The 23935-nt window shown below is 40.2% G+C and carries 23 protein-coding genes and 1 tRNA gene; 6 read left to right on the top strand and 18 right to left on the bottom strand.

Going from position 1 to position 23935, the window contains the following annotated elements:
- Positions 1–10 precede the first annotated feature (10 nt).
- The 13 genes from M472_RS32630 to M472_RS32570 form a co-directional block, all read right to left on the bottom strand.
- Complete coding sequence (locus M472_RS32630) at positions 11–808, bottom strand: hypothetical protein (RefSeq protein ID WP_021070104.1); 798 nt, start codon at positions 806–808, stop codon at positions 11–13.
- A 19-nt stretch (positions 809–827) separates the two neighbouring features.
- A complete protein-coding gene (ruvB, locus tag M472_RS32625; protein ID WP_021070103.1) occupies positions 828–1850 on the bottom strand; it encodes a Holliday junction branch migration DNA helicase RuvB in 1023 nt (340 codons plus the stop codon).
- Complete coding sequence (locus M472_RS32620) at positions 1850–2575, bottom strand: polyprenol monophosphomannose synthase (protein ID WP_021070102.1); 726 nt, start codon at positions 2573–2575, stop codon at positions 1850–1852. Before M472_RS32620 ends, ruvB begins: the two co-directional genes overlap by 1 nt.
- A gap of 65 nt (positions 2576–2640) precedes the next feature.
- Positions 2641–4173 (bottom strand): peptide MFS transporter, encoded by a 1533-nt coding sequence (locus tag M472_RS32615; RefSeq protein ID WP_021070101.1) that lies wholly within the window; start codon positions 4171–4173, stop codon positions 2641–2643.
- A gap of 54 nt (positions 4174–4227) precedes the next feature.
- Complete coding sequence (locus tag M472_RS32610) at positions 4228–6015, bottom strand: peptide MFS transporter (protein ID WP_021070100.1); 1788 nt, start codon at positions 6013–6015, stop codon at positions 4228–4230.
- A gap of 130 nt (positions 6016–6145) precedes the next feature.
- The gene (locus M472_RS32605; RefSeq protein ID WP_021070099.1) at positions 6146–7711 is read right to left on the bottom strand and encodes a peptide MFS transporter; all 1566 of its coding nucleotides are present in this window, start codon (positions 7709–7711) and stop codon (positions 6146–6148) included.
- A 99-nt stretch (positions 7712–7810) separates the two neighbouring features.
- Positions 7811–8611: a hypothetical protein gene (locus M472_RS32600; RefSeq protein WP_021070098.1), complete on the bottom strand. Its 801-nt coding sequence runs from the start codon at positions 8609–8611 to the stop codon at positions 7811–7813.
- A gap of 78 nt (positions 8612–8689) precedes the next feature.
- The gene (locus M472_RS32595; protein ID WP_021070097.1) at positions 8690–9568 is read right to left on the bottom strand and encodes a sugar phosphate isomerase/epimerase family protein; all 879 of its coding nucleotides are present in this window, start codon (positions 9566–9568) and stop codon (positions 8690–8692) included.
- An 81-nt stretch (positions 9569–9649) separates the two neighbouring features.
- Positions 9650–10384 (bottom strand): (Fe-S)-binding protein, encoded by a 735-nt coding sequence (locus tag M472_RS32590; RefSeq protein ID WP_021070096.1) that lies wholly within the window; start codon positions 10382–10384, stop codon positions 9650–9652.
- Positions 10377–11699, bottom strand: a complete 1323-nt coding sequence (locus M472_RS32585) for an MFS transporter (protein ID WP_021070095.1) — start codon at positions 11697–11699, stop codon at positions 10377–10379. Before M472_RS32585 ends, M472_RS32590 begins: the two co-directional genes overlap by 8 nt.
- A 41-nt stretch (positions 11700–11740) precedes the next feature.
- On the bottom strand, positions 11741–13060 hold the full coding sequence (locus M472_RS32580) for a D-alanyl-D-alanine carboxypeptidase (protein WP_021070094.1): 1320 nt from the start codon (positions 13058–13060) through the stop codon (positions 11741–11743).
- A 73-nt stretch (positions 13061–13133) separates the two neighbouring features.
- On the bottom strand, positions 13134–14579 hold the full coding sequence (locus M472_RS32575) for a dicarboxylate/amino acid:cation symporter (protein WP_021070093.1): 1446 nt from the start codon (positions 14577–14579) through the stop codon (positions 13134–13136).
- A 149-nt stretch (positions 14580–14728) separates the two neighbouring features.
- Positions 14729–15079 (bottom strand): 4Fe-4S binding protein, encoded by a 351-nt coding sequence (locus M472_RS32570; RefSeq protein WP_021070092.1) that lies wholly within the window; start codon positions 15077–15079, stop codon positions 14729–14731.
- Between the two features lie 165 nt (positions 15080–15244).
- On the opposite strand from M472_RS32570, the gene M472_RS32565 reads away from it, so the two are divergent.
- From M472_RS32565 to dnaJ, 5 genes are all read left to right on the top strand, one after another.
- Positions 15245–16258: a hypothetical protein gene (locus tag M472_RS32565; protein WP_021070091.1), complete on the top strand. Its 1014-nt coding sequence runs from the start codon at positions 15245–15247 to the stop codon at positions 16256–16258.
- 35 nt (positions 16259–16293) lie between these two features.
- Positions 16294–16497: a hypothetical protein gene (locus M472_RS32560; protein ID WP_021070090.1), complete on the top strand. Its 204-nt coding sequence runs from the start codon at positions 16294–16296 to the stop codon at positions 16495–16497.
- Between the two features lie 3 nt (positions 16498–16500).
- Positions 16501–17181, top strand: a complete 681-nt coding sequence (locus M472_RS32555; protein ID WP_021070089.1) for a cell division ATP-binding protein FtsE — start codon at positions 16501–16503, stop codon at positions 17179–17181.
- A gap of 139 nt (positions 17182–17320) precedes the next feature.
- Positions 17321–17848 carry a nucleotide exchange factor GrpE gene (locus tag M472_RS32550; RefSeq protein ID WP_316928804.1) on the top strand — a complete coding sequence of 176 codons (528 nt, stop codon included), beginning with the start codon at positions 17321–17323 and terminating at the stop codon, positions 17846–17848.
- A gap of 13 nt (positions 17849–17861) precedes the next feature.
- The gene (dnaJ, locus tag M472_RS32545; protein WP_021070087.1) at positions 17862–19007 is read left to right on the top strand and encodes a molecular chaperone DnaJ; all 1146 of its coding nucleotides are present in this window, start codon (positions 17862–17864) and stop codon (positions 19005–19007) included.
- Between the two features lie 30 nt (positions 19008–19037).
- Here dnaJ and M472_RS32540 read toward each other — a convergent pair whose 3' ends face one another.
- From M472_RS32540 to pdxH, 4 genes are all read right to left on the bottom strand, one after another.
- The gene (locus M472_RS32540; RefSeq protein ID WP_021070086.1) at positions 19038–20447 is read right to left on the bottom strand and encodes a PDZ domain-containing protein; all 1410 of its coding nucleotides are present in this window, start codon (positions 20445–20447) and stop codon (positions 19038–19040) included.
- A 259-nt stretch (positions 20448–20706) separates the two neighbouring features.
- A complete protein-coding gene (locus tag M472_RS32535; RefSeq protein WP_021070085.1) occupies positions 20707–21900 on the bottom strand; it encodes an NADH-quinone oxidoreductase subunit D in 1194 nt (397 codons plus the stop codon).
- An 8-nt stretch (positions 21901–21908) separates the two neighbouring features.
- Positions 21909–22388, bottom strand: coding sequence for an NADH-quinone oxidoreductase subunit C (locus M472_RS32530; protein ID WP_021070084.1), 480 nt, complete (start codon positions 22386–22388; stop codon positions 21909–21911).
- Entirely contained in the window at positions 22385–23038 is a 654-nt protein-coding gene (gene pdxH / locus M472_RS32525) for a pyridoxamine 5'-phosphate oxidase (protein ID WP_021070083.1), read from the bottom strand. The genes M472_RS32530 and pdxH overlap by 4 nt, the downstream gene beginning before the upstream one ends.
- 199 nt (positions 23039–23237) lie before the next feature.
- Between pdxH and M472_RS32520 the strand changes: the two genes are divergently transcribed.
- Positions 23238–23795: a YqgE/AlgH family protein gene (locus M472_RS32520; protein ID WP_021070082.1), complete on the top strand. Its 558-nt coding sequence runs from the start codon at positions 23238–23240 to the stop codon at positions 23793–23795.
- Positions 23796–23847: 52 nt separating this feature from the next.
- Here M472_RS32520 and M472_RS32515 read toward each other — a convergent pair.
- Positions 23848–23921, bottom strand: a tRNA-His gene (locus M472_RS32515).
- Between the last annotated feature and the right edge of the window lie 14 nt (positions 23922–23935).

Here is a 23935-nt window from a genome sequence, read left to right as displayed (position 1 = left end):
CTATCCTATACTAAAACGAATACCTAGCTCCTAGCGAATACATCGTATACATATCATTTTTCGTACCTATTCTTCTAAACTGATCATCATAGGGCATATAGCCATCCAACAAATCGTTATTAGCAAAATTAAACTGTCCATTAACAAGTACGCTCCAGTAGTTACCTGATTTGGAGTAGCGTCTATTCACAGGTACTGCAAAACCGATGTTAACAGTAGGAATCGTTACCGAATTGATTTTCTTTTTAAACACTGGAATTCCTTTTTCGTTATAATGATCTATCGGTCCATAATTCCCTGGAGGAACAGGCCCCTTGTAATCAAGAAGATAATATCCCTCGTCCCGAAATACATCATCTTTATAGTTATTCATAATTCCCAATACCCCCACTCCGACGTAAAATGAATTTTTCAAAACATCGAGCGCAGAGGTTTGAAATCCATTACCCAAAGCAAAGAATTCAAAAGGATGGAATGTTACCATAAGACCACCAGCCATATAGCTATTCTTTGCATAACGATTACTATTCGCTAAAATATTATCTTCCATAGCCTCCAAAATCCCGAACTGTCCTTCCACACCGGCATACAATCCACGTTTTATCTGATAATCTCCCTTTATGAAAAGAGCTTTACCAAGCGTTCCCGCCTTATGGATATCGCCATACAAATGGGTCAACCCCACTCCTGCGGCAATGTGATATTTTTTCAGCTCATTTTGTACACCAAAAGGTGGAGGACATCCTGGTTGTGCCCTAACCGTAATGATTACAAAAACAAAAACGACAGCAAATATAGCTCTCCACATAGACATATCTGATTTAAAGCTAAAATAAGGTATTTCCTTTATTAAAATGAATTTTCCCTAAATGTTTATAAGCACTTTCTGTACATTCTCTTCCACGAGATGTTCGCATAATATACCCTTCTTGAATTAAAAATGGCTCATACACTTCTTCAATAGTCCCTTCATCTTCCCCCACAGCTGTTGCAATGGTTTTCAGTCCCACAGGACCACCTTTAAATTTATCTATAATCGTCGATAATATACGGTTGTCCATCTCGTCCAATCCATGCTCATCGACATTCAATGCATTCAGGGCATATTGAGCAATAGCTTTATCGATGCTGCCATTTCCTTTGATCTGGGCGAAATCTCGAGTCCTTCTCAATAACGCATTCGCTATCCTTGGGGTACCTCTACTTCTACGTGCTATTTCGTATGCTCCTTCTTCACTAATAGCAGCCTGTAATATACTGGCTGAGCGCTGCACGATTGTCGTCAGCAACTTAGCATCATAATACTGTAGACGAGAGTTAATCCCAAACCGAGCCCGCAGTGGCGCCGTCAGTAGCCCTGATCGCGTGGTCGCTCCGACCAACGTAAAAGGATTTAAAGAAATCTGCACAGACCTCGCATTCGGACCTGTTTCCAACATGATATCTATCTTAAAATCCTCCATCGCCGAATACAGATACTCCTCCACAACTGGAGACAAACGGTGTATTTCGTCAATAAATAAAATATCTCCTTCGTCAAGATTCGTCAGCAGCCCCGCCAGATCACCTGGTTTATCCAATACAGGCCCCGAAGTAATTTTGATCCCCACCCCCATTTCGTTGGCAATAATATGAGATAGGGTCGTTTTCCCCAATCCAGGAGGGCCGTGCAACAACACATGGTCCAATGCCTCTCCCCTCAATTTTGCAGCCTGAACAAAAATGGACAGATTCTCTAAAATCTTAGCCTGTCCTGTAAAATCATCGAATGCCTGCGGACGCAAGACCCGCTCCATTTCCTTATCGGTAGGATTCATTCTCTCAGGATTCGGATCTAGGTTCTCATTCATCACTTATAAGGTTTTAAAAGACTCTCCAGTTTAAGCTGTATAACACCAAAAAATGCTTCTCTGAAAATCTTGGTACTCATCTTCGATACACCAAGAGTCCGATCTGTAAATATAATAGGCACCTCCACAACATTAAAACCGTACTGAATGGCTTTAAATTTCATCTCGATCTGGAAGGCATAACCTACAAATTTTATTTTATCCAAATCCAACTTTTCAAGTACTTTACGATTGAAACAAACAAAGCCAGCCGTAGCATCTTGTATATTGATACGCGTAATCAATCGAACATACACTGATGCGAAGTATGACATCAGCACCCTGCTCATTGGCCAATTCACTACATTCACCCCTCGTACATAGCGTGACCCTATCACCATATCTGCACCGGACAATGCTGCTGTGCGTAAGCGAATCAGATCTTCTGGGTTGTGGCTAAAGTCCGCATCCATCTCAAAGACGTATGTATAACTACGTGCCAACGACCATCTAAAGCCATGAATATATGCAGTCCCCAGTCCCAATTTGCCCCTACGCTCCTCGATAAAAAGTCGATTCGAATATTCCACCATGAGGGTCTTTACTACATCAGCTGTACCATCCGGAGAGCCGTCATCAACGACTAAAATATCAAAATCAACTTCAAGTGAGAATACCTTTCTAATAATATTCTCAATATTTTCAATCTCGTTGTAAGTAGGAATTATTACAATACTGTCAGCCACTATATGATAAAAGTATAAAAGGCAAAAATAAGAAATTTAATGGCAAAGTGCGATTCTGTATACCCCTAATTGACGCCATGCATCAGCTTCTTGATATAAGGTGACAATACGATCAATATAGCACCTGCGATCAACGAATACAATCCCAACTGTTTATAGCCTTCCGTATAAGTAACCAACTTATCCATTAAGGAATCTCCTTCTCGTGCTTCAGCCATGTTTGCGCCAATCAATCCTGCCACATATTGTCCGTAAGCACTAGCCAAAAACCACATCCCCATCATAATACCCTGTAATCTTGCAGGAGATAATTTCGTCATAATGGATAGTCCTATTGGTGACAGACACAACTCTCCTACGGTAATAACCAATAAGGCTACCGTAAAGATATCCAATGAAGTCATTCCATCAATAGCAAAGAAACGGGTAGCATACAACACATAGAAGCCCAAACCCAAGAATACAAAACCTAACCCAAATTTAATAATTGTATTAGGTTCCAATTTACGCTTGGACAACCATATCCACATCAGTCCAAATAGAGGAGCCAATAAAATAATAAAAAATGCTCCTCCTGAATTATTCACCCCATTAGGGTCCAGGTGGAACGCACCTCCCAATACAGAATCATTCAAATTCTTTGCAGCAAAAATACTTAACGAACCACCACTCTGCTCATATATACCCCAAAATACAATAGAGAACAAAATGAAAACAAGCGCAGCGATCAACTTATGTCGTTCTACCTTCTCTACCTTCGTCATTTCATAAAAAAGATAAAGCAATGTCAGCGGGCCGATGGTATACATGAAATAATCCGTATACTCCGTCTTAGAGACCATAACCTGAATCAATGGAACCAAAAGAAGGGTACCGATATAAACAGCATATTCCGCCCATTTGGGCAGTGCTGAAGTTTTCACAATCGCATCCGGATGTCCTGGCTGTAAACCAATAGGCCCCAGACTCCTTTTCGTAAAGTGGAAATTAATCAAACTGATCAACATCCCTATTGCTGCAAGACCAAAGGCCACATTCCAGCGGTGTGCTTCATCAATAACCGAACTTAACATATACCCTTTACCGATTGCCACACAGATATAGCCACCTAAAAAAGCACCTAAATTAATACCGGCATAGAAAAGAGAAAAACCAGCATCCCTTCGGCTATCTCCATCCTTATAGAGCTCACCCACCATTGTAGAAATATTAGGTTTGAAAAAACCCGTACCTATAATAATGAATGCTAGACCAAAAAAGAAAAACTGATGCGTGTCGATCGCAAGCAAAACACTACCAACAATCATCAACAACCCACCCCAAAACAAAGACTTCCTAAATCCTAAAATTTTATCGGCAAACAATCCACCGATAAAGGTAAATGCGTATACAAATGCCTGTGTAGCACCATACTGTAAATTTGCTTCTTTTTCACCAAAGTTCAATTGGGTAATCATAAAGAAAACCAACATTCCTCGCATACCATAGAAGCAAAAACGCTCCCACATTTCAGAGAAAAATAAACTCCATATCTGTTTCGGATATTTACCTTCGAAGCTCTGAACTTCCGCTAATGATTTCTGTGTCTCTATTGACATAACTAATATATAACTAATCGTAAAATGCCTTCCGATGTGGAAGGCATTTACTTTTTATTTCACTCCGTGCATTAATTTTTTCAAGACGGGATGTAGCAACATCACAAGTATTCCTGCTACAATAGGTACAATTGTAAATATCAAAAAGAAGGTGCTCAACGAGTAAGCTTCTGTAATATTTTCTATCTGTCCTCCCAATAACGCGGCCAACTTATTTCCGATTGCAATCGCTAGATACCACATACCAAACATAAATGCAATCATACGAGCAGGCACTAGCTTAGATACGTAAGACAAGCCTACCGGCGATAAACACAACTCCCCTAAAGTATGAAATAGGTATGCTAACACCAACCAAAGCATAGATACTTTTACACCTTCTTGGATGCCATAAGAACCATATGCCAATAATCCGAATCCAATTGCCATGATGATTAAGCCTAATCCATATTTAATAGCGGCTGGCGGATTGAATTTTGAGTCCCATATTTTTGATACTGATGAAGCAAATGTGATAATGAAAAATGAATTCATGATAGAAAACCATGAAGGTTCGATTTCCGACGCCTCTTTGGTGTATTCATTGTACAACATCCATCCCGCTACTCCCCATACAACCAAAAATGTTATTGCTAATACAATGTTGGTCGAAGGCGCTTTGTTCCAAGTTCTTTTCGTCAACAATATTAAAACATACGATATTAGGATTAATGGAACAACAGTTAATAACGTATTAAAAGTATTAAAAGCCGTCAAAGAAGTCCCCTCTAATGCCCGGTCTACATTATCTCTGGCAAAAATCACTAATGAAGAAGCTCCTTGTTCAAAACTCATCCAGAAGAAAATCGTAAAAAAGGCAAAAATGATTACAGCAATCATTCTGTCTCTCACTACTTTTTCATAACGAACAAGCCGAGATATAATCAACCCTATGAACACCAAAAGGCCTGCTATCGTTAATACGTACATCCCTCTCAATGTATCTAACCCCAAAAATGACAAATCTACTGATGGTAGTAAATCTATGTTTCCAATAACGTGGAGTGGCGCATCAAAAGCGAATAATAGGCCTATAACAGTCGTTATTCCTATTAAAATATAATCTAATGTTGAAAAAGGGTTTCTTTTACTATCGACATCATCAGCTACACTTTGTACTTTATCCTCCTTAGTTGGAACATCCCCGATTTTACCAAAAAGAGGTTTAGCCAACCAAAACTGTAAGGTTCCCAAGCCCATAAATACAGCGGCTAATCCAAATCCATAATGCCACCCTAAATTGCTCGCTAAATAACCACAAAGCATCATTCCAAAAAAGGCCCCAGCATTGACCCCCATGTAGAAGATAGTATAAGCACCATCTTTTTTCTGTGGGAATTTTTTATACATCTCCGAAAGAATAGACGTCATATTAGGTTTGAAAAAACCGGTCCCCACAACTAATAAGGTAAGTCCCAAATATAAAGGAATCGTACCGTCAAAAAACATGGCCACATGTCCCAAAGTCATAACGATAGAACCTATCACCACTGCCCAACGGTACCCAATAAATCTATCCGCTATTATCCCTCCGAAAATAGGAGTTATATAAAGCAACATCGCATAAGTAGAATATAATGCGCCCGCATTCTCTGCAGACCATCCTAAACCAGGATTGCCTCCTGTAATAGCTGCCGTAAGGAACAACACCAACAAAACGCGCATTCCATAAAAGGAAAAACGCTCCCACATTTCTGTAAAAAACAAAACAAACAATCCAGATGGGTGTCCTAAGACCAAACTACCATCTATCCCCTGATTCTCTAATTCTTCCGAAAAAGAAGCTTCCGAAACTTGACTCATACGTTATATACTTATCTATTTACTATAAAAACTATCAAAAATACAATTTCAATACTAATATTGCACTACTGAAAATACAAAAGGTCCAGACCATATAATTCGCTGAACCTTCCATTTATTCCCTGCAGTTTTAATTGATACCGTGCATTTTTTTCTTCAGCATCGGATTCAGCAGCAATAACACCAATGCAACAACGATTGGCAGAGCCGCAATAATCAAGAAGAAAACAGACATCGAATACTCTTGCGATATTTTATCAATCATACCTCCCATCGAAGCACCGATCTTATTGGCGATCGCCGATGCTAAGAACCAAAAGCCAAATATTAATCCTAACAACTTTTTGGGAGACAGCTTACTTACATAAGACAAACCGACCGGTGAAAGACACAGTTCACCCATCGTATGGAAAAAGTAAGCCAATATTAGCCAGATCATACTAACAGCTGCAGTTTCTGCTCCCTTTGGTATAGAACTGCTGCCATAGGCCAATACGATAAATCCAATTCCAACCAAGATCAATCCTAGAGCGAACTTGACTGGTCCAGATGGATTCCATACTTTCTCCCACAGCTTACTGAACAAAGAAGCAAAAGTTACAATAAAGAATGCGTTCAATATCTGAAACCAAGCTACCGTTACTTCCGTATCGACTGCCGTAAACTCCCGATATACTTTCCATATTCCCAACGCAGCAATCGAAGCAAATGACAATAGCGTAAATATAATCGTCAGTGGATATTTATCAAAAATCTTTGCTGACAATTTAAACAACACAAATGTGACTGCTCCTATAGGGATAATGGTCAACAGAGCATCCAGCCATTTAAAAGTGATAGCATGCGTGCCATCCAATACCCTTTGCGTATAGTTTTTTGCAAAAATTGTCATGGAGCCACCAGCCTGTTCAAATGCTAAAAAGAAGAAAATACTGGCAATCATCAATATAGCAACGACCACCAAGCGGTCACGCACCACATTCTTTGGTGTTTCTTCTTCATCCATGATAGCGGCTGTCTCTTTCTTTGGCTGTTCTCCGATCACACCAAACACTCTTTGTGCAACAAAAAACTGTAACATACCAAAGAACATAAAAATTCCAGCTAATCCAAAGCCATAATGCCACCCAATCTTTTCCCCAAGATATCCACATAATAAAGAACCTAAAAATGAACCTGCATTGATTCCCATATAGAAAATGGTATAACCAGCATCTTTCTTAGAACTGGTATTCGGATACAATTGCCCTACCATTGAAGATATATTAGGTTTGAACATACCATTACCCAAGATCATTAACCCCAGGCCTAAAAAGAAAAAGTTCTTTTCAAATCCTTCAAGTGCCATAGATGCGTGCCCTAGCGTCATTAGCAAGGCGCCAATGAGGATAGCTTTTCTTTGTCCGGTCAGTTTATCTGCTATATATCCGCCAATTATCGGTGTAGCATATACCAACATGGTATACCAACCGTATAAGCTCATAGCGCTTTCATTGGTCCATCCCCAACCACCTTTGGCGATTTCAGAGATTAAAAAAGTCGTCAACAAGGCACGCATACCGTAGTAGCTAAAGCGCTCCCACATCTCCGTAAAGAACAAGACAAATAATCCTGCGGGGTGTCCCATAACCATCTTATCATCCATTCCCCTATTGGTCAAATGGTTAGCCAACACCTCATCTTTCTGTTCAATCATAATCTTAGATCAATATCAATATTTTAGTTATAATAAATAACAAAGAAAACATAATTTCTTAATAAAGCGTCATAACCCAATAAAATAGTTACATTTATCTTATAGACCGCTCTTATGTTTTTTATTGGGTTTTACGGGATCTATATACCTACCATCGTCTTTCAATGAAGAGTTTTCTATCACGATATTCTCTTCGAAAACAAGCTTCCCATCCTTCATTCGATAGGCATCGTGCGTTAGATCGGGGCCATAATACTTATAATTATCTTTCAAACTAGGGTCGGCGGGCACAATATGATCAAACTCGATACGAGCTTCTTTCGCATTGTACTTCAGATACATCGCTGCCTCTCTAGTAAAAGAAAATATTTTCCGAGTTATTTGAGGATCATCCGAAAAGACCTTTGCTCCAAAGGAAACATCACCATCAGGAGCAATGTTCAAAATGTCAATTACCTTCTTCATATAATCCCTATGGTGACCCTTCCATCCCAGGAGAATATATCTATTCTTATCCAGAGGCTTAATATCATAATACTGTGCACCATACCAATTTTTATTGGACACAATATCCTCTCCGGGAGATTTAATCTCAAAAGTCTTATCGAGCAGTGGGGTCAGTTTGATAGTTCCTGATTTATGCTGTAGTGTACCATAGTATAGGTAAGAACCATCTTGTAGCGGTAGATTCCAACTTATAATCCGGAATGACCTATTTGGAGCTTGCAAAATAGAGACTACATCTAAAGCCTCGAAATCAAAATAAAAAGAATTTGGTTCCTTAAGGGCAGAAACCAAGGTTTTCACAAAAGCGAAATTACTTTCTATCCGTTCGGTTTCTGCTCCCGTTCCAAACATCTTCGAGCCAAGATTCACCAAGCTATCTTGCCACATATTCATTTTGCTATTATTTTGCCCATAGGTCCATGAACAAATAATCAACAACGCAAACGACAGAAAGTAATTTCGTAACATGTTCTATTGAAAACGCTCCAACAATGCTTTTGTAGCGATGATACCATCAATTTCACTAAGATCTTTTCCCTCGTATTCAATGCCTACATAGCCTTTATACCCTGCCATTTTAACAATCTCCATCATCTTAGCATAATCAATTACAGCTTCATTACCGTTAGCATCGAATACGTTAGACTTAGCGCTTACTCCTTTAGCATATGGCATAAGATCCGTCACTCCCTGATAACGATCGTATTCATAGAAATTTCCAAAATCAGGCAGCGAGCCACAATTTTTCTTACCTACAGTTTTCAATACGTCTGCCAGCCAGTCACCAAGAGAAGAAGTCCCGCCGTGATTTTCCACCACCACGTTGATCTTTGCCTTTTTACCATAATCGGCCAACGTAGACAAACTCTCGACCATACGGCCTTTCATTTCCTCTTTGGAACCTTTTCCAGCAGCATTGACACGAATCGCTTTGCATCCTAAAAAGTGCGCTGCATCAATCCATTTATAATGATTCTCGACAGCTTGCTTGCGTTTAGTTTCGTCAGCACCGGCCAATTCCCCTTCACCATCCACCATAATCAGCACATTAGTAACCCCGTTACTTTTAGCCCTATCCTTCAGGTCTTTCAAATAGGTCATATCTTGCGCCTTATCTTTAAAGAACTGATTGACATATTCAACACCATATATACCAAACTTTTTGGCAGCAAACTCAGGAAAATCAATATTTTTCAATTCCCCTTTTCTCAATGTGCGGTGCAACGACCACTCGGCGAGTGAAATTTCAAACCATTTCTTTTTGCCCGCAAAAAGGTCTAGATTCGGTGCGATAGCTAACCCAGCAGTAGCAAGGCCCAAAGTCTTGATAAAATCTCTTCTTGAATTCATTTTTAGCTTGTTTAGATTTATGTTGTTGTTATTTGATTTCTTCGGTCACCAACACCAACTCATCCCCTTCCTTCAGATTTGTTATATATTTGCCCATCCCGAGGTCAATACATCAACCAAGTGTAACGTTTTGATCGGAATATGATGTTTGTCAATATACGCTTGAAGCTGTAATAAACAAGAAGCGTCTGTTGAAATAATATAATCCGCATTAACAGCTTGCGCATTTTTCACTTTTTGTTCCGCCATTGCTACAGATATACCTTCAAACTTGACAGCGAAAGTCCCACCAAAACCACAACACGTCTCGCCATCCTTCATTTCTAACAATTCCAATCCCCCCACCTGAGCCAGCAATTTTCTAGGTTCCTCTTTGATTCCACACTCCCGCAGTGCAGCACATGAATCATGGTACACCGCTGTGCCAACTAATTCAGCACCAAAATAATCCCTTTTTATTACATTAACCAAAAAATCCGAAATTTCATGCACATGACGCTGAATATTTCTACAGCGGTTATGCTCTATAGAATTTGTAAAAAGGTCATTGTAGCCACCCTTTAACATACCTACGCAAGAGGCCGAGGGCGACACGATATAATTATCCTCCGAGAAATTATTAAGAAAACCAGCCCCTACTTCTTTGGCTTCGTCCCAAAAACCGGCGTTATATGCAGGTTGTCCACAACAGGTCTGCTCGCTATTATATAGCACCTCACATCCCGCACGTTCCAACAACCTTATCGTATTAAACGCCGTATCAGGATATAGTTGATCTATAAAACAAGGAACAAACAACTCTACTTTCTTATCCATTGGATACCTGTTTTAAATATGTATTGTATCTCAGCGCTCTGATCAACAGTAAAAACCCCAAGATAAAAAAAATCGATAACGATAAAGCAGAATATCTGATATTATGAGTGATCTGTTCAATCAATCCGAAAAGAAATAAGCCGACCACGATTGCCAATTTCTCGGTAATATCATAAAAACTAAAAAATGAAGTCGTATCCTCCATTTCTTGAGGCAATAATTTGGAATACGTAGACCGAGAAAGGGATTGGATCCCCCCCATCAATAACCCCACCATAAATGCCAAACCATAAAACTGAAACTCACTGTTCAAGTAATAAGCAGATACACAAATACCTGCCCAAAGCAGGGTGACTAACATCAAGACCTTAATATTTCCAAAAATCTTGGCTAAATAAGACATCGCGTAAGCTCCAACAATAGCGACCAGCTGAATCAAAATAATAGTAATAATAAGAGACTCCTGCTCGAGATTAAGTTCTTTCTGCCCAAACATCGTCGCTACAACCATAATGGTCTGTACGCCCACAGAATTAAAAAAGTAAGCCGGCAAAAACCGCTTTATTCCTTTATTAAGTCGTATCTGCTCCCAAACACTTAAAAATTCCGTTTTCACCCTTTCAAAAATTTTCTTTCCCGAAGCATGATCGGAAGGATGATTATTGGGCAATACTCGGAAAGGGATTATCGAAAATCCCAACCACCAAATACCAACCAACAAGAAAGACAGACGAGCCGGGAAAGATCCATCCGCTATTCCAAACCATTCTGGTTTCAATACAAAAACAAAGCAGATGATCTGAATCGTGACACAGCCCACATAACCGTAGGCAAATCCCTTTGCACTTACCGCATCCTGCTGATCCGGTGTCGCAATCACCGGCAGATAAGAATTATTGACAGCTACACCTCCGATATAACCCATAGCGGCTAGTGTAAAACACACAATCCCCCACTCCAAAGTATCCAACTTGAAAAAGAAAAGTCCCATACAGGCGAAGGCTCCGATATACGTAAAGGCCTTCATCACCTGCATCTTTCGACCATTAGCATCCGCATGTGCAGAGAGAAACGGCAAAGCTAAAACCATAACAAGATAGGCAAAGGCCAGCGCATAATTGGAGAGCACCGTATTGATAACTTCAAATCCAAAAAATTGAACCCAGTCGTCACCCCCGGATTTTGAAGTCGTAATAGCGATATAGTATATCGGAAATATGGTGGAAGTAATAACAAGATTATAAGCTGAATTGGCCCAATCAAACATGGCCCAAGAACGAATCATCTTCTTGTCATTCTTTATAAGATCTTGCATATTAAAAATTGACTAGCGAATATAGCAATTGTTAAGAAATATTAATAATTCTGGCGAATAAAGGTCATGATCCTCACCATTTCCTTACGGATATTGGAAGTACTCGTGATAAAATTATTATTCAGAAAAGAGAATGCATACCGTCGACCCGTCCGCGTGACAATATAGCCCGATTGGCAATGGACAGCATGTATAGTACCTGTTTTTGCCCATACAAAAGGAGTTCCTTGATCCAGCGCGTAAGCATTTTTTAAAGTTCCATCCACTCCACCAGCAGGAAAAAATAAATAACGTTGATTCTCATCCGGTATCAACTCCCTTATCTTCAATAAAACTTCGATCAAACTCCTTGGAGACACCTTGTTATAGGTCGACAGACCGCTACCGTCACGCAATTCGATACGATCTAAAAAATGGCTATAATACGTGTTGTATATTTCAGACCGCAGCGAATCCGTATAAAATCCTTGATAACGGATATCCGCGGCCACCATCGTCAAGTGTTCCGCGAGAAAATTATCACTGGGAAGCATCATCTCTCGCAAAACCTGATTGCGGGGGGAAGAATATAAAACCTGTATATCCACAGGTTTTCCGTAACCTGGTAAAACCGCTATCGGCTTGTGTAAGGTATCTTGCAATAGTTTTACCAACAAGCTATCCGACCAAATAAAAGGTTTGCTCGAGCTATACCCAGATGGGATGCTTTGCACGCTTCTGTCAAATCGATTGGAATTAAGTGCCCGAGTTACTGAAAAATACGTATTGGATCTGTCACTGAGTCCGATTGTTCCATTAAAATAACTTGGAACAGCGATCAATTCTTTACCGCTGGCCTTAAACCTTACCACATTACCATAAATAGGAAAACCAGTAACCTCAGGCTGGTAGTCATAGGCATAATCCTCTATAGCCCATCCCTCTCGATAAGCAGGCTCAGAAGGAGACTGAGGAACATAATACAGCTTAGCTTCCGAGGATTTCAAAAAATCATACACCCGCCGGGTATCTAACTTAGGATGTAAAAAGGTGGGATCTCCCGTCCCCCAGAAGATAAGAGAATCCCCTCGTTGTACATATTGAATACCGGGGATTGAGTCTCCTATGGTTTTCAATGCGGTAAACAGTGTAAACACTTTCGTATTAGAAGCAGGGGTAAAATACTGATCCTCTTGCTTCCCAAAAACAAACCTATTGCTATCTAAGTCATAAAGACTAAACCCAAAATGGTGTTTAGGCAATATACTAGACTTCGCAAATTGATCTTCTAGCAATGAAAAGTCTTGTGCTTTGACTACATTCAACGTAAATAAACACGAGACTAGAATAGTCGCAATTAAATAAGGGAGATAACTTTTCATTTTAGAAAGATATAAAAAAATCCCTACGTTTTGCAAGTCTCTCCTGAATAAAAGCACAAGGCAAACAAGTAATCTACTCGCCTTCTTCCAAAAAATTCGGATTTTGCGCAGCAGTTTCGTCAAACTCCCCTTCCCACTTCGCCACCACCACCGTAGCCAGACAGTTACCAATGACATTAACCGAAGTACGAGCCATATCCATCAACTCATCGATACCAAGGATAGCAGCAATGACAAACGTCGGCAAGCCAAATTGATCTGCCGTAGCGATCAAAACAATCAGCGATGCCCGAGGCACAGCCGCCACACCTTTGGACGTAATCATCAATGTAAATGCAATCAACAGCTGTTGGCCAATACTCAAATCAATACCGGCAGCCTGTGCGACAAATATAGAAGCCAAAGACAAATAGAGCGATGTGCCATCTAAATTAAAACTATAGCCGGTAGGGATAACAAAAGATACTATTTTACGTGGAACACCAAACTTCTCCATATTCTCCATGGCTTTAGGAAGCGCAGCATCCGAGCTTGTTGTAGCAAAGGCAATGGATACCGGTTCTTTGATCGCATTTATGAATTGTTTAACAGGCACTTTAAGGTACAAAGCCACCGGGAAAAGAACCAAAAGCAGAAAGGCCACTAATGCAATATAGAGACTCATCAATAACATAAAGAGATTCTTCAAAATATCTACTCCTAAATGCCCAACCGTATACGCCATTGCCGCCCCCACGCCTATCGGTGCAAAAAGCATCACAAGGTTCGTAAACTTAAACATTGCCTCGGCCAAGCTTTCCGTAAAGTCAACCAAAGGCTTCCGCTTCTTTTCATTGACCATAGCCAAGCCTATCCCGAAAAGCACACCAAATATTACAATTTGTAAAACCTTGTTTTCGTAGACCGACTTCACGATATTTTCAGGAAAAGTATCCCGTATAAATGCATTAAACTTATATATACCATGTACGCTTTCCGAAATGTGGTCCAATACTTTTTGATCTGCATCAGTCACCGCTGAAGTTGTGGGCAATTCTTCATGAGGCATATGCTCAATATCGACACCAACCCCCGCTTTTGTAATATTAATTACAACCAGGCCAATAAAAATAGCACAGGTCGTAGCACAGAAAAAATAAAGCATAGACTTCCAAGCCATACGTCCCACAGATTTCAGATCCGAATGCCCCGCAATACCAAACACCAGCGTCGCAAACAAGATCGGCCCCACAATAGTTTTGACAAGCTTGATAAACCCTTGACTCAATGGATGCATAGCTATTGCTAAATCAGGAAAATCTAACCCAACAAACACGCCTAAAATCAAACAAGTCAATATCCAGGTCGTCAAATTCCTCCTTGTCAAAGCATTCACAACCAATACTAGCGCACTTAACCAACGGACTCCCATCATCACGGAAGGAGAAACACCAAATAAATCAAATTCGTAGAATAGAGTTATAATTATCGCAATAGTTATTGTAACGAGCGTTACAAAACCTACTTTCTTTTTTGACATCTATTAATAATATTTGTGATTACATAATTTATGATTACGACAAAAATATAAAAATAGAAAGGCTTAGCAAACAAATTTCAACAGAAAGGCTACAAAAAAAAGCACAACCTAATGGTCGTGCTTTTTGTTACCTTTCGATATTTATCGTTCTACTCAGCGTGTAACCAAGCCTTTTTAGCCAATAACTCCTCTTCGGTCTCTACGATATCCTCATCCTCCACACAACAGTCCACAGGACATACCGCCGCACACTGTGGTTCGTCATGAAATCCCACACATTCTGTGCACTTATCCGAAACAATATAGTACACCTCATCAGAAATAGCATCCTGCGACGCAGCAGCATCAATAGTAACACCATCCCCGAAATCAATTACTCCATCCAAAGCCGTACCGTCAGCAAATTTCCAAGGTACCCCCGCATCATATATTGCATTATTTGGGCATTCCGGTTCACACGCGCCGCAATTAATACATTCATCTGTAATTTTTATCGCCATTTATAACCTCACAATTATAATAAATAAACTAATTTTGTACGTCAAAGGTAAATATTGGATTTATAACTAGCGAAAAAAAAGTATACAACTTTAGTCGTTTATCCAATTATTTGACATTACAAAGATAAACGAAATATTCATCAGAACGATTCTAAATAATATATTTTGACAAAGCAAGAACGGATAGCAGCCTTTGCTAAATTAGGAGAATGGTTAACCCATCCCGATACAGAAACAACGGAGAAAACAGCTCAATTTCACCATAAAAACCCCTGGTATACAGCAGATAATGTACTGCGTCAGATGAATGCCATAGGACATCAGCTCACCCCCGAAAAATTGAATGCTTGGATCCAAGATTATACCGCGCAGGATTCCGATAAAACCGTGGGGCTTGTTTTGGCTGGCAATCTTCCTCTAGTTGGGTTCCACGATATACTTTCCTGCTTGATTATGGGGTTTCGCGTACAAGTAAAGCTTTCCTCGGACGATGCTGGACTCACCCCTTTTGTGATCAGTCAATTAATTCGAATATGCCCTTCGTTTAAAGATAAAATCCAAGAGGTCGACAAACTGACGAACTATGACCTTGTCATTGCGACAGGCTCCAATAACTCAGCACGATATTTCGAGTATTATTTTGGTAAAAAACCGCATATTATACGAAAAAACAGAAATGCTGTCGCCGTACTTACCGGACAAGAAACCCCTCAGGAACTTACAGCTTTAGGGTCAGATATTTTTGATTATTTCGGTCTGGGATGCAGATCCGTATCCAAACTCTATATCCCCAAGAACTATCCCATTGCCAACTTTTTTGAGGCAATTGAGCAATTCAGCCCTATCAGAGAACATTTCAAATACAACAACAACTACGACTATAATAAATCCATCTATCTCATCAATAAAGACAAACACTACGACAATGGTTTTTTGTTATTGAAAGAAGACAATACCCTTTCTTCCCCTTTAGCTGTTGTATTCTATGAAGAGTATAACAATACGGACCAATTAATAGCCGCTATTGAAGGACAAAAAGATAACATTCAGTGTGTGGTTTGTCAACAAGACCTGCAGATTTCACCACCGCTTTTTAGATTGGGAAGAAGTCAGCACCCTGCTCTTAATGACTATGCCGATGGGGTAAATACCCTTGATTTCTTAGCACAACACCAATAATTCTTTAATTTGAAAAAAAAAATTAACTTTGTTTTATGTATGTAATAAAAGTAAAAGGTGTCGCTAAAATACCCGACTATGTCCAATTGCGAGACAATTCGTTTACTTTGTTAGCGTATTTCCGAGTAGATCGACCAGATAAATCTCTTGACAAAATTGGATTAGGTGATAAAGCCGAACAGATTATGCAATTAGTCAATGAATTGCCCTTTGGTCAAATTAAGAAAATAGAACTTTAATAGATGGCACAAAATACTGTAATAAGACTAAGAAACGTAGATATATACCAACAAAAACATTTGGTTTTGTCCAATGTCAATCTGGAAATTGCTCAAGGAGAATTCCTTTACCTTATCGGGCAATCCGGAACAGGAAAAAGTAGTTTATTAAAGATTATCTATGGTGATCTTTATATCGCAAACGGAGAAGGCTTGGTCGCCGGATTTGATTTGAAAAAGCTACGGGAGTCTGAAGTGCCTTTTCTGAGAAGAAAATTAGGCATTGTTTTTCAGGACTTCCATTTACTCAATGACCGTACCATAGAAAAGAACTTAGAATTTGCTTTAAAAGCAACAGGATGGACAGACAAAGGCTTGATTCAAAACCGCATGTTAGATGTATTGGAAAAAGTAGGTCTTCGTTCCAAATTAAAGAAAATGCCACATGAGCTATCTGGTGGGGAACAGCAACGTGTCGTTATCGCACGTGCATTGCTTAATGATCCTGAAATCATTTTGGCGGATGAGCCAACAGGTAACCTAGATCCAGCCACTTCAGAAGAAATCGTACTGTTACTCCGTGACATCGCTTCTTCAGGCACAGCCGTCCTCATGGCTACACATGATTATCAAATCATCCGTAACATGCCGGCACGCATTATCAAAACAGAAGACGGTGCCATGCATGACAATGTAAGCATTTAAGGCAACTGACAAAACAGATCATAATCCGACACTTTGCATGTATTTATTTCAAAATACTGACAAGCTGTCGGATATTTTTATAATGGCAAATTTTTTGAATACCATACGCAAGCTATTAACGCAGATAAAAAACAGGGTGATGATGAACGAACAAGAACATATTCAAGACGAAAACTCAGCAAAAGACGACACGCAGCAAAACGAAGCTGCAGAATTATCTATGGAAGAGTCTTTAACCAATCAACTGGCAGAAGCTAACGATAAGTTTGCTCGGTTGTTTGCCGAATTTGACAATTACAAAAAGAGAACGTCCAAAGAACGTGTAGAGTTAATACAAACTGCAGGGCAAGGCGTAATTTCCAAATTATTACCGGTATTGGATGATTTCGACCGCGCACTTGCCTCGATGAACAATGCACAAGATCTTGAGGCCATCAAACAAGGTGTAGAACTGGTAAACAACAAGTTCAGAAAGCTCCTAGAAAATGAAGGTCTTAAAGAAATGGATACCACAGGACAACCTTTCGATGCCGATTTTCAAGAGGCAATAACAAGTATCCCTGCACCTTCCGAGGACTTAAAGAATAAAGTGGTAGATACCGTAGAAAAGGGATATTTTCTAAATGACAAAGTAATTCGTTTTGCTAAAGTAGTGATAGGACAATAAGAATAGAAGAGGAATGTCTAAGAGAGATTATTATGATGTACTTGGGGTATCGCGTCAAGCCGATGCTGCCGAGATAAAATCAGCTTACCGCAAACTGGCTATTAAATTTCACCCGGACAAGAATCCGGGAGACAAAGAGGCTGAAGAAAACTTTAAAGAAGCCGCTGAAGCTTATGAAATACTAAGCAACCAAGAAAAAAAAGCACGATACGATCAGTTTGGCCACGCGGGCAACTCGGGTGGTTTTGGCGGCGGCGGCGGTATGAATATGGATGACATATTCAGCCAGTTCGGCGATATATTTGGCGGAGGCCATCCCTTTGAAAGCTTTTTTGGTGGAGGTTCTCGTTCCAGTGGCCGCCGTGTTCAAAAAGGAAGTAACCTACGAATCAAAGTAAAACTGACCCTAGAAGAGATTGCAAAAGGAACGGAGAAAAAGGTTAAAGTCAACAAACAGATTGTATGTACGACCTGTGATGGCTCCGGAGCTAAAGACAAGTCATCTTTTCATACTTGCAACACCTGTGGCGGTTCGGGCTCCGTAAGACGGGTCACCAATACTATCCTAGGCCAAATGCAGACGACAAGCACCTGTCCTACCTGTAACGGAGAAGGTGTAGAAATCACCGCTAAATGTACCACCTGTAAGGGAGATGGTCTGGAAAGAGGTGAAGAAACGATAACGATAAATATCCCTGCAGGCGTAAGTGAAGGAATGCAGCTTTCCATGACAGGGAAAGGAAATGCAGCTCCTCGGGGAGGAATACCTGGAGATCTTATCATCTTGGTCGAAGAAGTACCACACGAATCACTGAAACGTGATGGTATCAATGTTATCTATGATCTTTACATCAATTTTGCAGATGCCGCTCTGGGCACTAGTGTAGAAGTCCCAACGATAGATGGCAAAGCGAAGATCAAGATTGATGCAGGAACACAGGGAGGAAAGATTCTAAGACTCAAAGGCAAAGGTATTCCTGAAGTAAACTCTTACCATAAAGGAGATCAACTGATATATGTAAATATTTGGACTCCCAAAGCAGTTTCTTCGGAAGAGCGTGAAATCCTAGAGAAACTGAAAGGTTCGGCAAATTTCAAACCACAACCTGGGAAATCGGAGAAATCATTCTTCGAAAGAATCAAAGAATACTTCGAATAATCACGAAAGGGCTGTTTTCACAGCCCTTTTTTATTTCAATAAAATAGGATCTATCAGCGCAAATCTGAACTTGTGCAACTCTCCATCGCGTTTGACCTCAAGACTTACTCCATAATTATTTCTGACCTGCAATTTTTGTCTTATTTTCTCCAGCCCAATCTTTCCAGCATAACTACCATTTATCTTATAAATAACATCTCCAATCCTGATCCCTGCCAAATCAGCAGGAGAGTCCTTGCGTACATGGTACACCACATAAGAAGGTACCAACGCTATCTGATACGTAACATCTGTTCCCAAATTCACGGTTTTAGCGTCATATTTCATCTTTGAATCATTTACCTGTGGTAGCACTTCATTCTTTACCCAAGTAAATCCCTCATGGCGAATCTCCAACCCACTCATATCAATATTAAAGGCGTCGGCAAACAATCTGTTTTTCTTAAGATACAGTAGGCTATCGGTATAGTTGAAAACCACGTCAAAGCGTGACATCACCTGGTTGCCAATAGAGCCGACACGTCCTGTTGCCAACCTAAGCTCGTTATACGAATTGGTATCCGGATAAGAAACGAAGGGTTCGTTCAAGCTAAACCGGCCAATGCGTACTTTAGCAATTCGACTTCTTTTACCATAGATATCACCATTGAATCCCTGTCCTAAAAATTCGTACACATAAGGCGTGTTGATCATATAATCTTGAAGTGCTGTAGTAAACAGCATTAAAGGATCAGAATTCCCCAAATCGACCAACATGCGCAAACTTTCGAATTCTTGCCTCCCCGTCAGTATGTCCACCGCTACAAAAGGACGATCTTTCAAAAGATCCATTTTGAAAACTGTATATTTTTGGAGCATCTTCTCGATCCCATTTAAAGACTTAAAGACCTGCAATTTCTTTTTCACATAATCAATACGAACGATATGAGAGCTAAAAAAATGGCTTCCTAAAATCCCATGGATAGGAATACCTATATTTTTGGATAGGTTGACACTACTGTCCACCACAACATAGAGATCATGTCTATGATCAATCAACGCAGAATCTCCCAATACCAATACATTGCTTAGGGACAGGAGCCCTTTGAGCCCCTCAGAAATCCCTAGTCCATTAAAGTTTATTGACGTAACATTATGAAGAACTACAGAATCTATATTTCCGAACAATAAAGTTTCCTTCACACCTGTGTCTAAAATAAATCTCAACTCCTCTCCATTAAGCTGTACAGGGATAGTAATAATATGATTGACGATCTCTATAGGTATAGTTACACTACTTTTATTACCCTTGAAGTCCCAATGCTGCGCATAAATGTTAGCATACCCTCCAAAAAACACAAGAAGAGACAGAGCAACAACTTGTAGCAAATGGAATACAGGTCTGTTCAAACATTTTACGGTCAATACATACCTCCACTTTGAAAGGATAAAGGGTTTCATCTTTGTTATTGGTTATCGTTTTGACATATAAACTTAGATAAATCTCTCCAATACAACAACTTTTAGTAAAAAATCAAGTAGCTCTATTGTCGATCCTGATAACACGGAATATATGGTCTCTACCAAAATAAAAAAGCCTGCATCCGGGCGGATGCAGACTTCCTATTAACCAATTATAAACTTAAATTATGAGAACTCAAAGATACAACTTAATGTTTAAACTCCAAATTTTTTATGCGCTTTTTTGCATTTTTATTCGTTATCTATCCACTTCTCCCAATACAATATCTATTGAGCCCAGGATTGCTATCAAATCAGCTATCAAAACACCCCTTCCTAATTCCGGAAGTACCGAAAGATTATTAAAACTTGGCCCTCTAGCCTTTAAACGCCTAGGAATGTCTGTCTTTTCTTGTGTCTCAAAGTAAAAGCCCAACTCTCCTTTTGGATTTTCGGCACGTACATAATAATTCTGAGCCTTCAGATTTACTTTTTTCGGGACTAATGCACGCGGATCAAAGTCCGGCAAACGTGCAAAATCAGACAACAACCGTGCAAGACATTGCTCTATTATTTTTACGGACTCATGGATTTCATCCACACGCACTTTGTACCGATCCCAAGAGTCGCCTACTGTTCCAGCCTCGCCTTTTCCGATTGGAATTTCAAAATCCAATTCTGGGTACACCGAGTACCCGTCGATACGTCTCAAATCCCATTTGATGCCACTCGCTCGCAACATCGGTCCCGAACAGCCATAGTTTACTGCGACATCTGCTGGCAACACACCTATATTTGCTGTTCTTGATATAAAAATCTGATTCGTTGACAATAAGTCATCCAATTCGACAAGCTTAGGTTTGAAATATTGGACAAACTCCTGACAGCGCTCTTCAAATCCGACGGGCAAATCATAAAACAAACCGCCCACCCAGATATAATTATACAGCATTCTGGAGCCAGACGCCCATTCCAATAGGTTCATGATATGTTCCCTATCTCTAAAACACCACATAAATGGTGTAAAAGCGCCGATATCTATACCATATGTGCCTATCGCTATTAGATGCGAGGCGATCCGGTTGAGTTCACACACTAAGACACGTATATATTCTATCCGTTTGGGAATCTTATGTTCGATCCCAAGCATACGCTCCACTCCCATGACGAACGCATGGCTGTTATTCATCGATGCCAGATAATCCAGTCTATCCGTAAAAGGAATAGTTTTCCCATAGTTCATCGATTCCGCATGCTTATCAAAACAACGGTGTAAATAACCCAAGTGCGGTATGATATCCCTTACAACTTCACCATCCGTGATCAACTCCAACCGCAGCACACCGTGTGTCGACGGGTGCTGGGGTCCCATATTAATAACCATTTCCGTGGATCCAATCTGCTTCATTCGTTCCAAATATTGCAGGTACCCTTGATTATATTTTGTGTGCATACTCTTTATCAAATCTTAACTGGAATACCACGATAACTTTCAGGATCTTCGTAGTCTTTACGCAATGGGAAACCTTCCCAATCATCGGGCAACAATATCCTTCGTAAATCGGGATGTCCATCAAAGTAAATTCCCATCAAATCAAAAGCCTCCCGTTCATGCCAATCTGCTGTTCGCCATACAGAACTTACAGAAGGAACCTCGGGTACGCCATCACGTGCAACCTCAACACGTAATGTCAATTGCAATTGAAAAGGAATAGAAGTTAGGTGGTATACTACAGCAAACTTAGGCTCCGGAAAATAATCCACCGCCGTAACATTTGCCAAGAAATCAAAGTAGTAGCTGGGATGGTCTCTTAACCAAAAACATACCTCACAGAACACCTCTTTTTTGATCAACAACGTAGCCTGAATACCACATTCGACAACCTCAGATGCCATGGCCCCAAACTTTAAATCCAGATCTTTCTTGATTCTTTCAATCATGGTGCTAATCTATTGATAACCCAATCATCAGCTTCCCATACATAGGTAATCCTATCATGCAGCCGTGAGCTTCTCCCCTGCCAAAATTCAACCTTAAGTGGTCTAACCAAATAACCGCCCCAAAATTCTGGACGAGGAACGATTTCAGTGTCTTTAAATTTCTTTTCGTAAAAACTAACCCTTTCTTCCAAAAACTCTCTATTCGGGATAACCTGACTTTGCGGAGAAGCCCACGCACCAATACGGCTTCCTTTGGGACGCGACGCATAATATTCATTGGAATCTTCTTCACATAACCGTTCAACGAGTCCTTCCACGCGGACCTGGCGTTGCAATTCAGGCCAAAAAAACAAGAGACTTACCTTCGAACTGCCTTCCATATCCAATCCTTTTTTACTTTGATAGTTCGTAAAAAAACTAAAGCCGTTGAGTTTAATGTCTTTTAACAGCACGATCCTAGAAGCTGGAAACCCATCCTCGCCAAGCGTGGATAAAGTCATTGCATTAGGTTCGATAACATGAGCCTCCAATGCCTGTCCAAACCAGTTTTCAAACTGCTCAAAAGGATTCGCCGACATATGCTCTTCGGAGAGAGAATCCTTCAAATAATCCTCGCGGATAGCCGCAATATCTTTATGATCGATTGCCATGAGAATAGTTTTGTTTGTGATAGACAAACTTACTAAATGCAACACAAAAGATTGTCATCTTTATTCCTTTTTCGAAACGATACCAAAGTCATCCCCCATTACGGGCTGCTTCCATAGAATCGGCGGCTTCGAAGGTTCACAAATTGGATATAATACCTATTTTACTTATGTTTATGTCATATAGTTAATAACAGAAACGATGTTCAATCAAAATACGCCCACTCGGGGAAGTCTGCTCGTATCCGAGCCTTTCATACTCGATCCCAATTTCGAGCGCTCAGTTATTATGCTTTGCGAGCACAACGAAGACGGCACACTTGGATTGGTTCTAAATCACCGCTCGAATTTACTATTATCAGATGTCATTGAAGGCATTCAGGTCGATACACCTATTTATATCGGGGGACCAGTACAGAATGACGCCCTGTTCTTTTTACATCGTACGACAGACCTAGCAGGGGGAACACCCATTACCAAAGACATCGCTCTAGGAAGAGATCTAAATCAAGCTATTTTTCTTGTTCAGGAAGGCATATTAACACCAGACAACATTAAGTTCTTTCTCGGATACTCTGGATGGTCACCCAAGCAGCTAGAGGAAGAGATAGCGCAAAACTCATGGGCGGTACATAATTCATTCGATAGCCATCTTCCGTTTGTACTGGATGGAGATGATCTCTGGAAACAAGCGTTAATCAGTCTCGGCCCTAAATATGCTCACGTGGCAAATTTTCCCAAAAACCCGTCTTTAAATTAAGGCTACAGTAAAAACAAAAAAGCCTCTCATTTCTGAGAAGCCTTTAGAAGCGGGTAAGTAATCGGGCTCGAACCGACGACCCCTAGAACCACAATCTAGTGCTCTAACCAACTGAGCTATACCTACCGTGTTTGTGATAC

This window comes from Sphingobacterium paucimobilis HER1398, assembly GCF_000416985.1.
Taxonomy (GTDB): domain Bacteria; phylum Bacteroidota; class Bacteroidia; order Sphingobacteriales; family Sphingobacteriaceae; genus Sphingobacterium; species Sphingobacterium paucimobilis.
The sequence above is the reverse complement of the archived record's forward strand: the minus strand, read 5'-3'. Positions and strand labels throughout refer to the sequence as shown.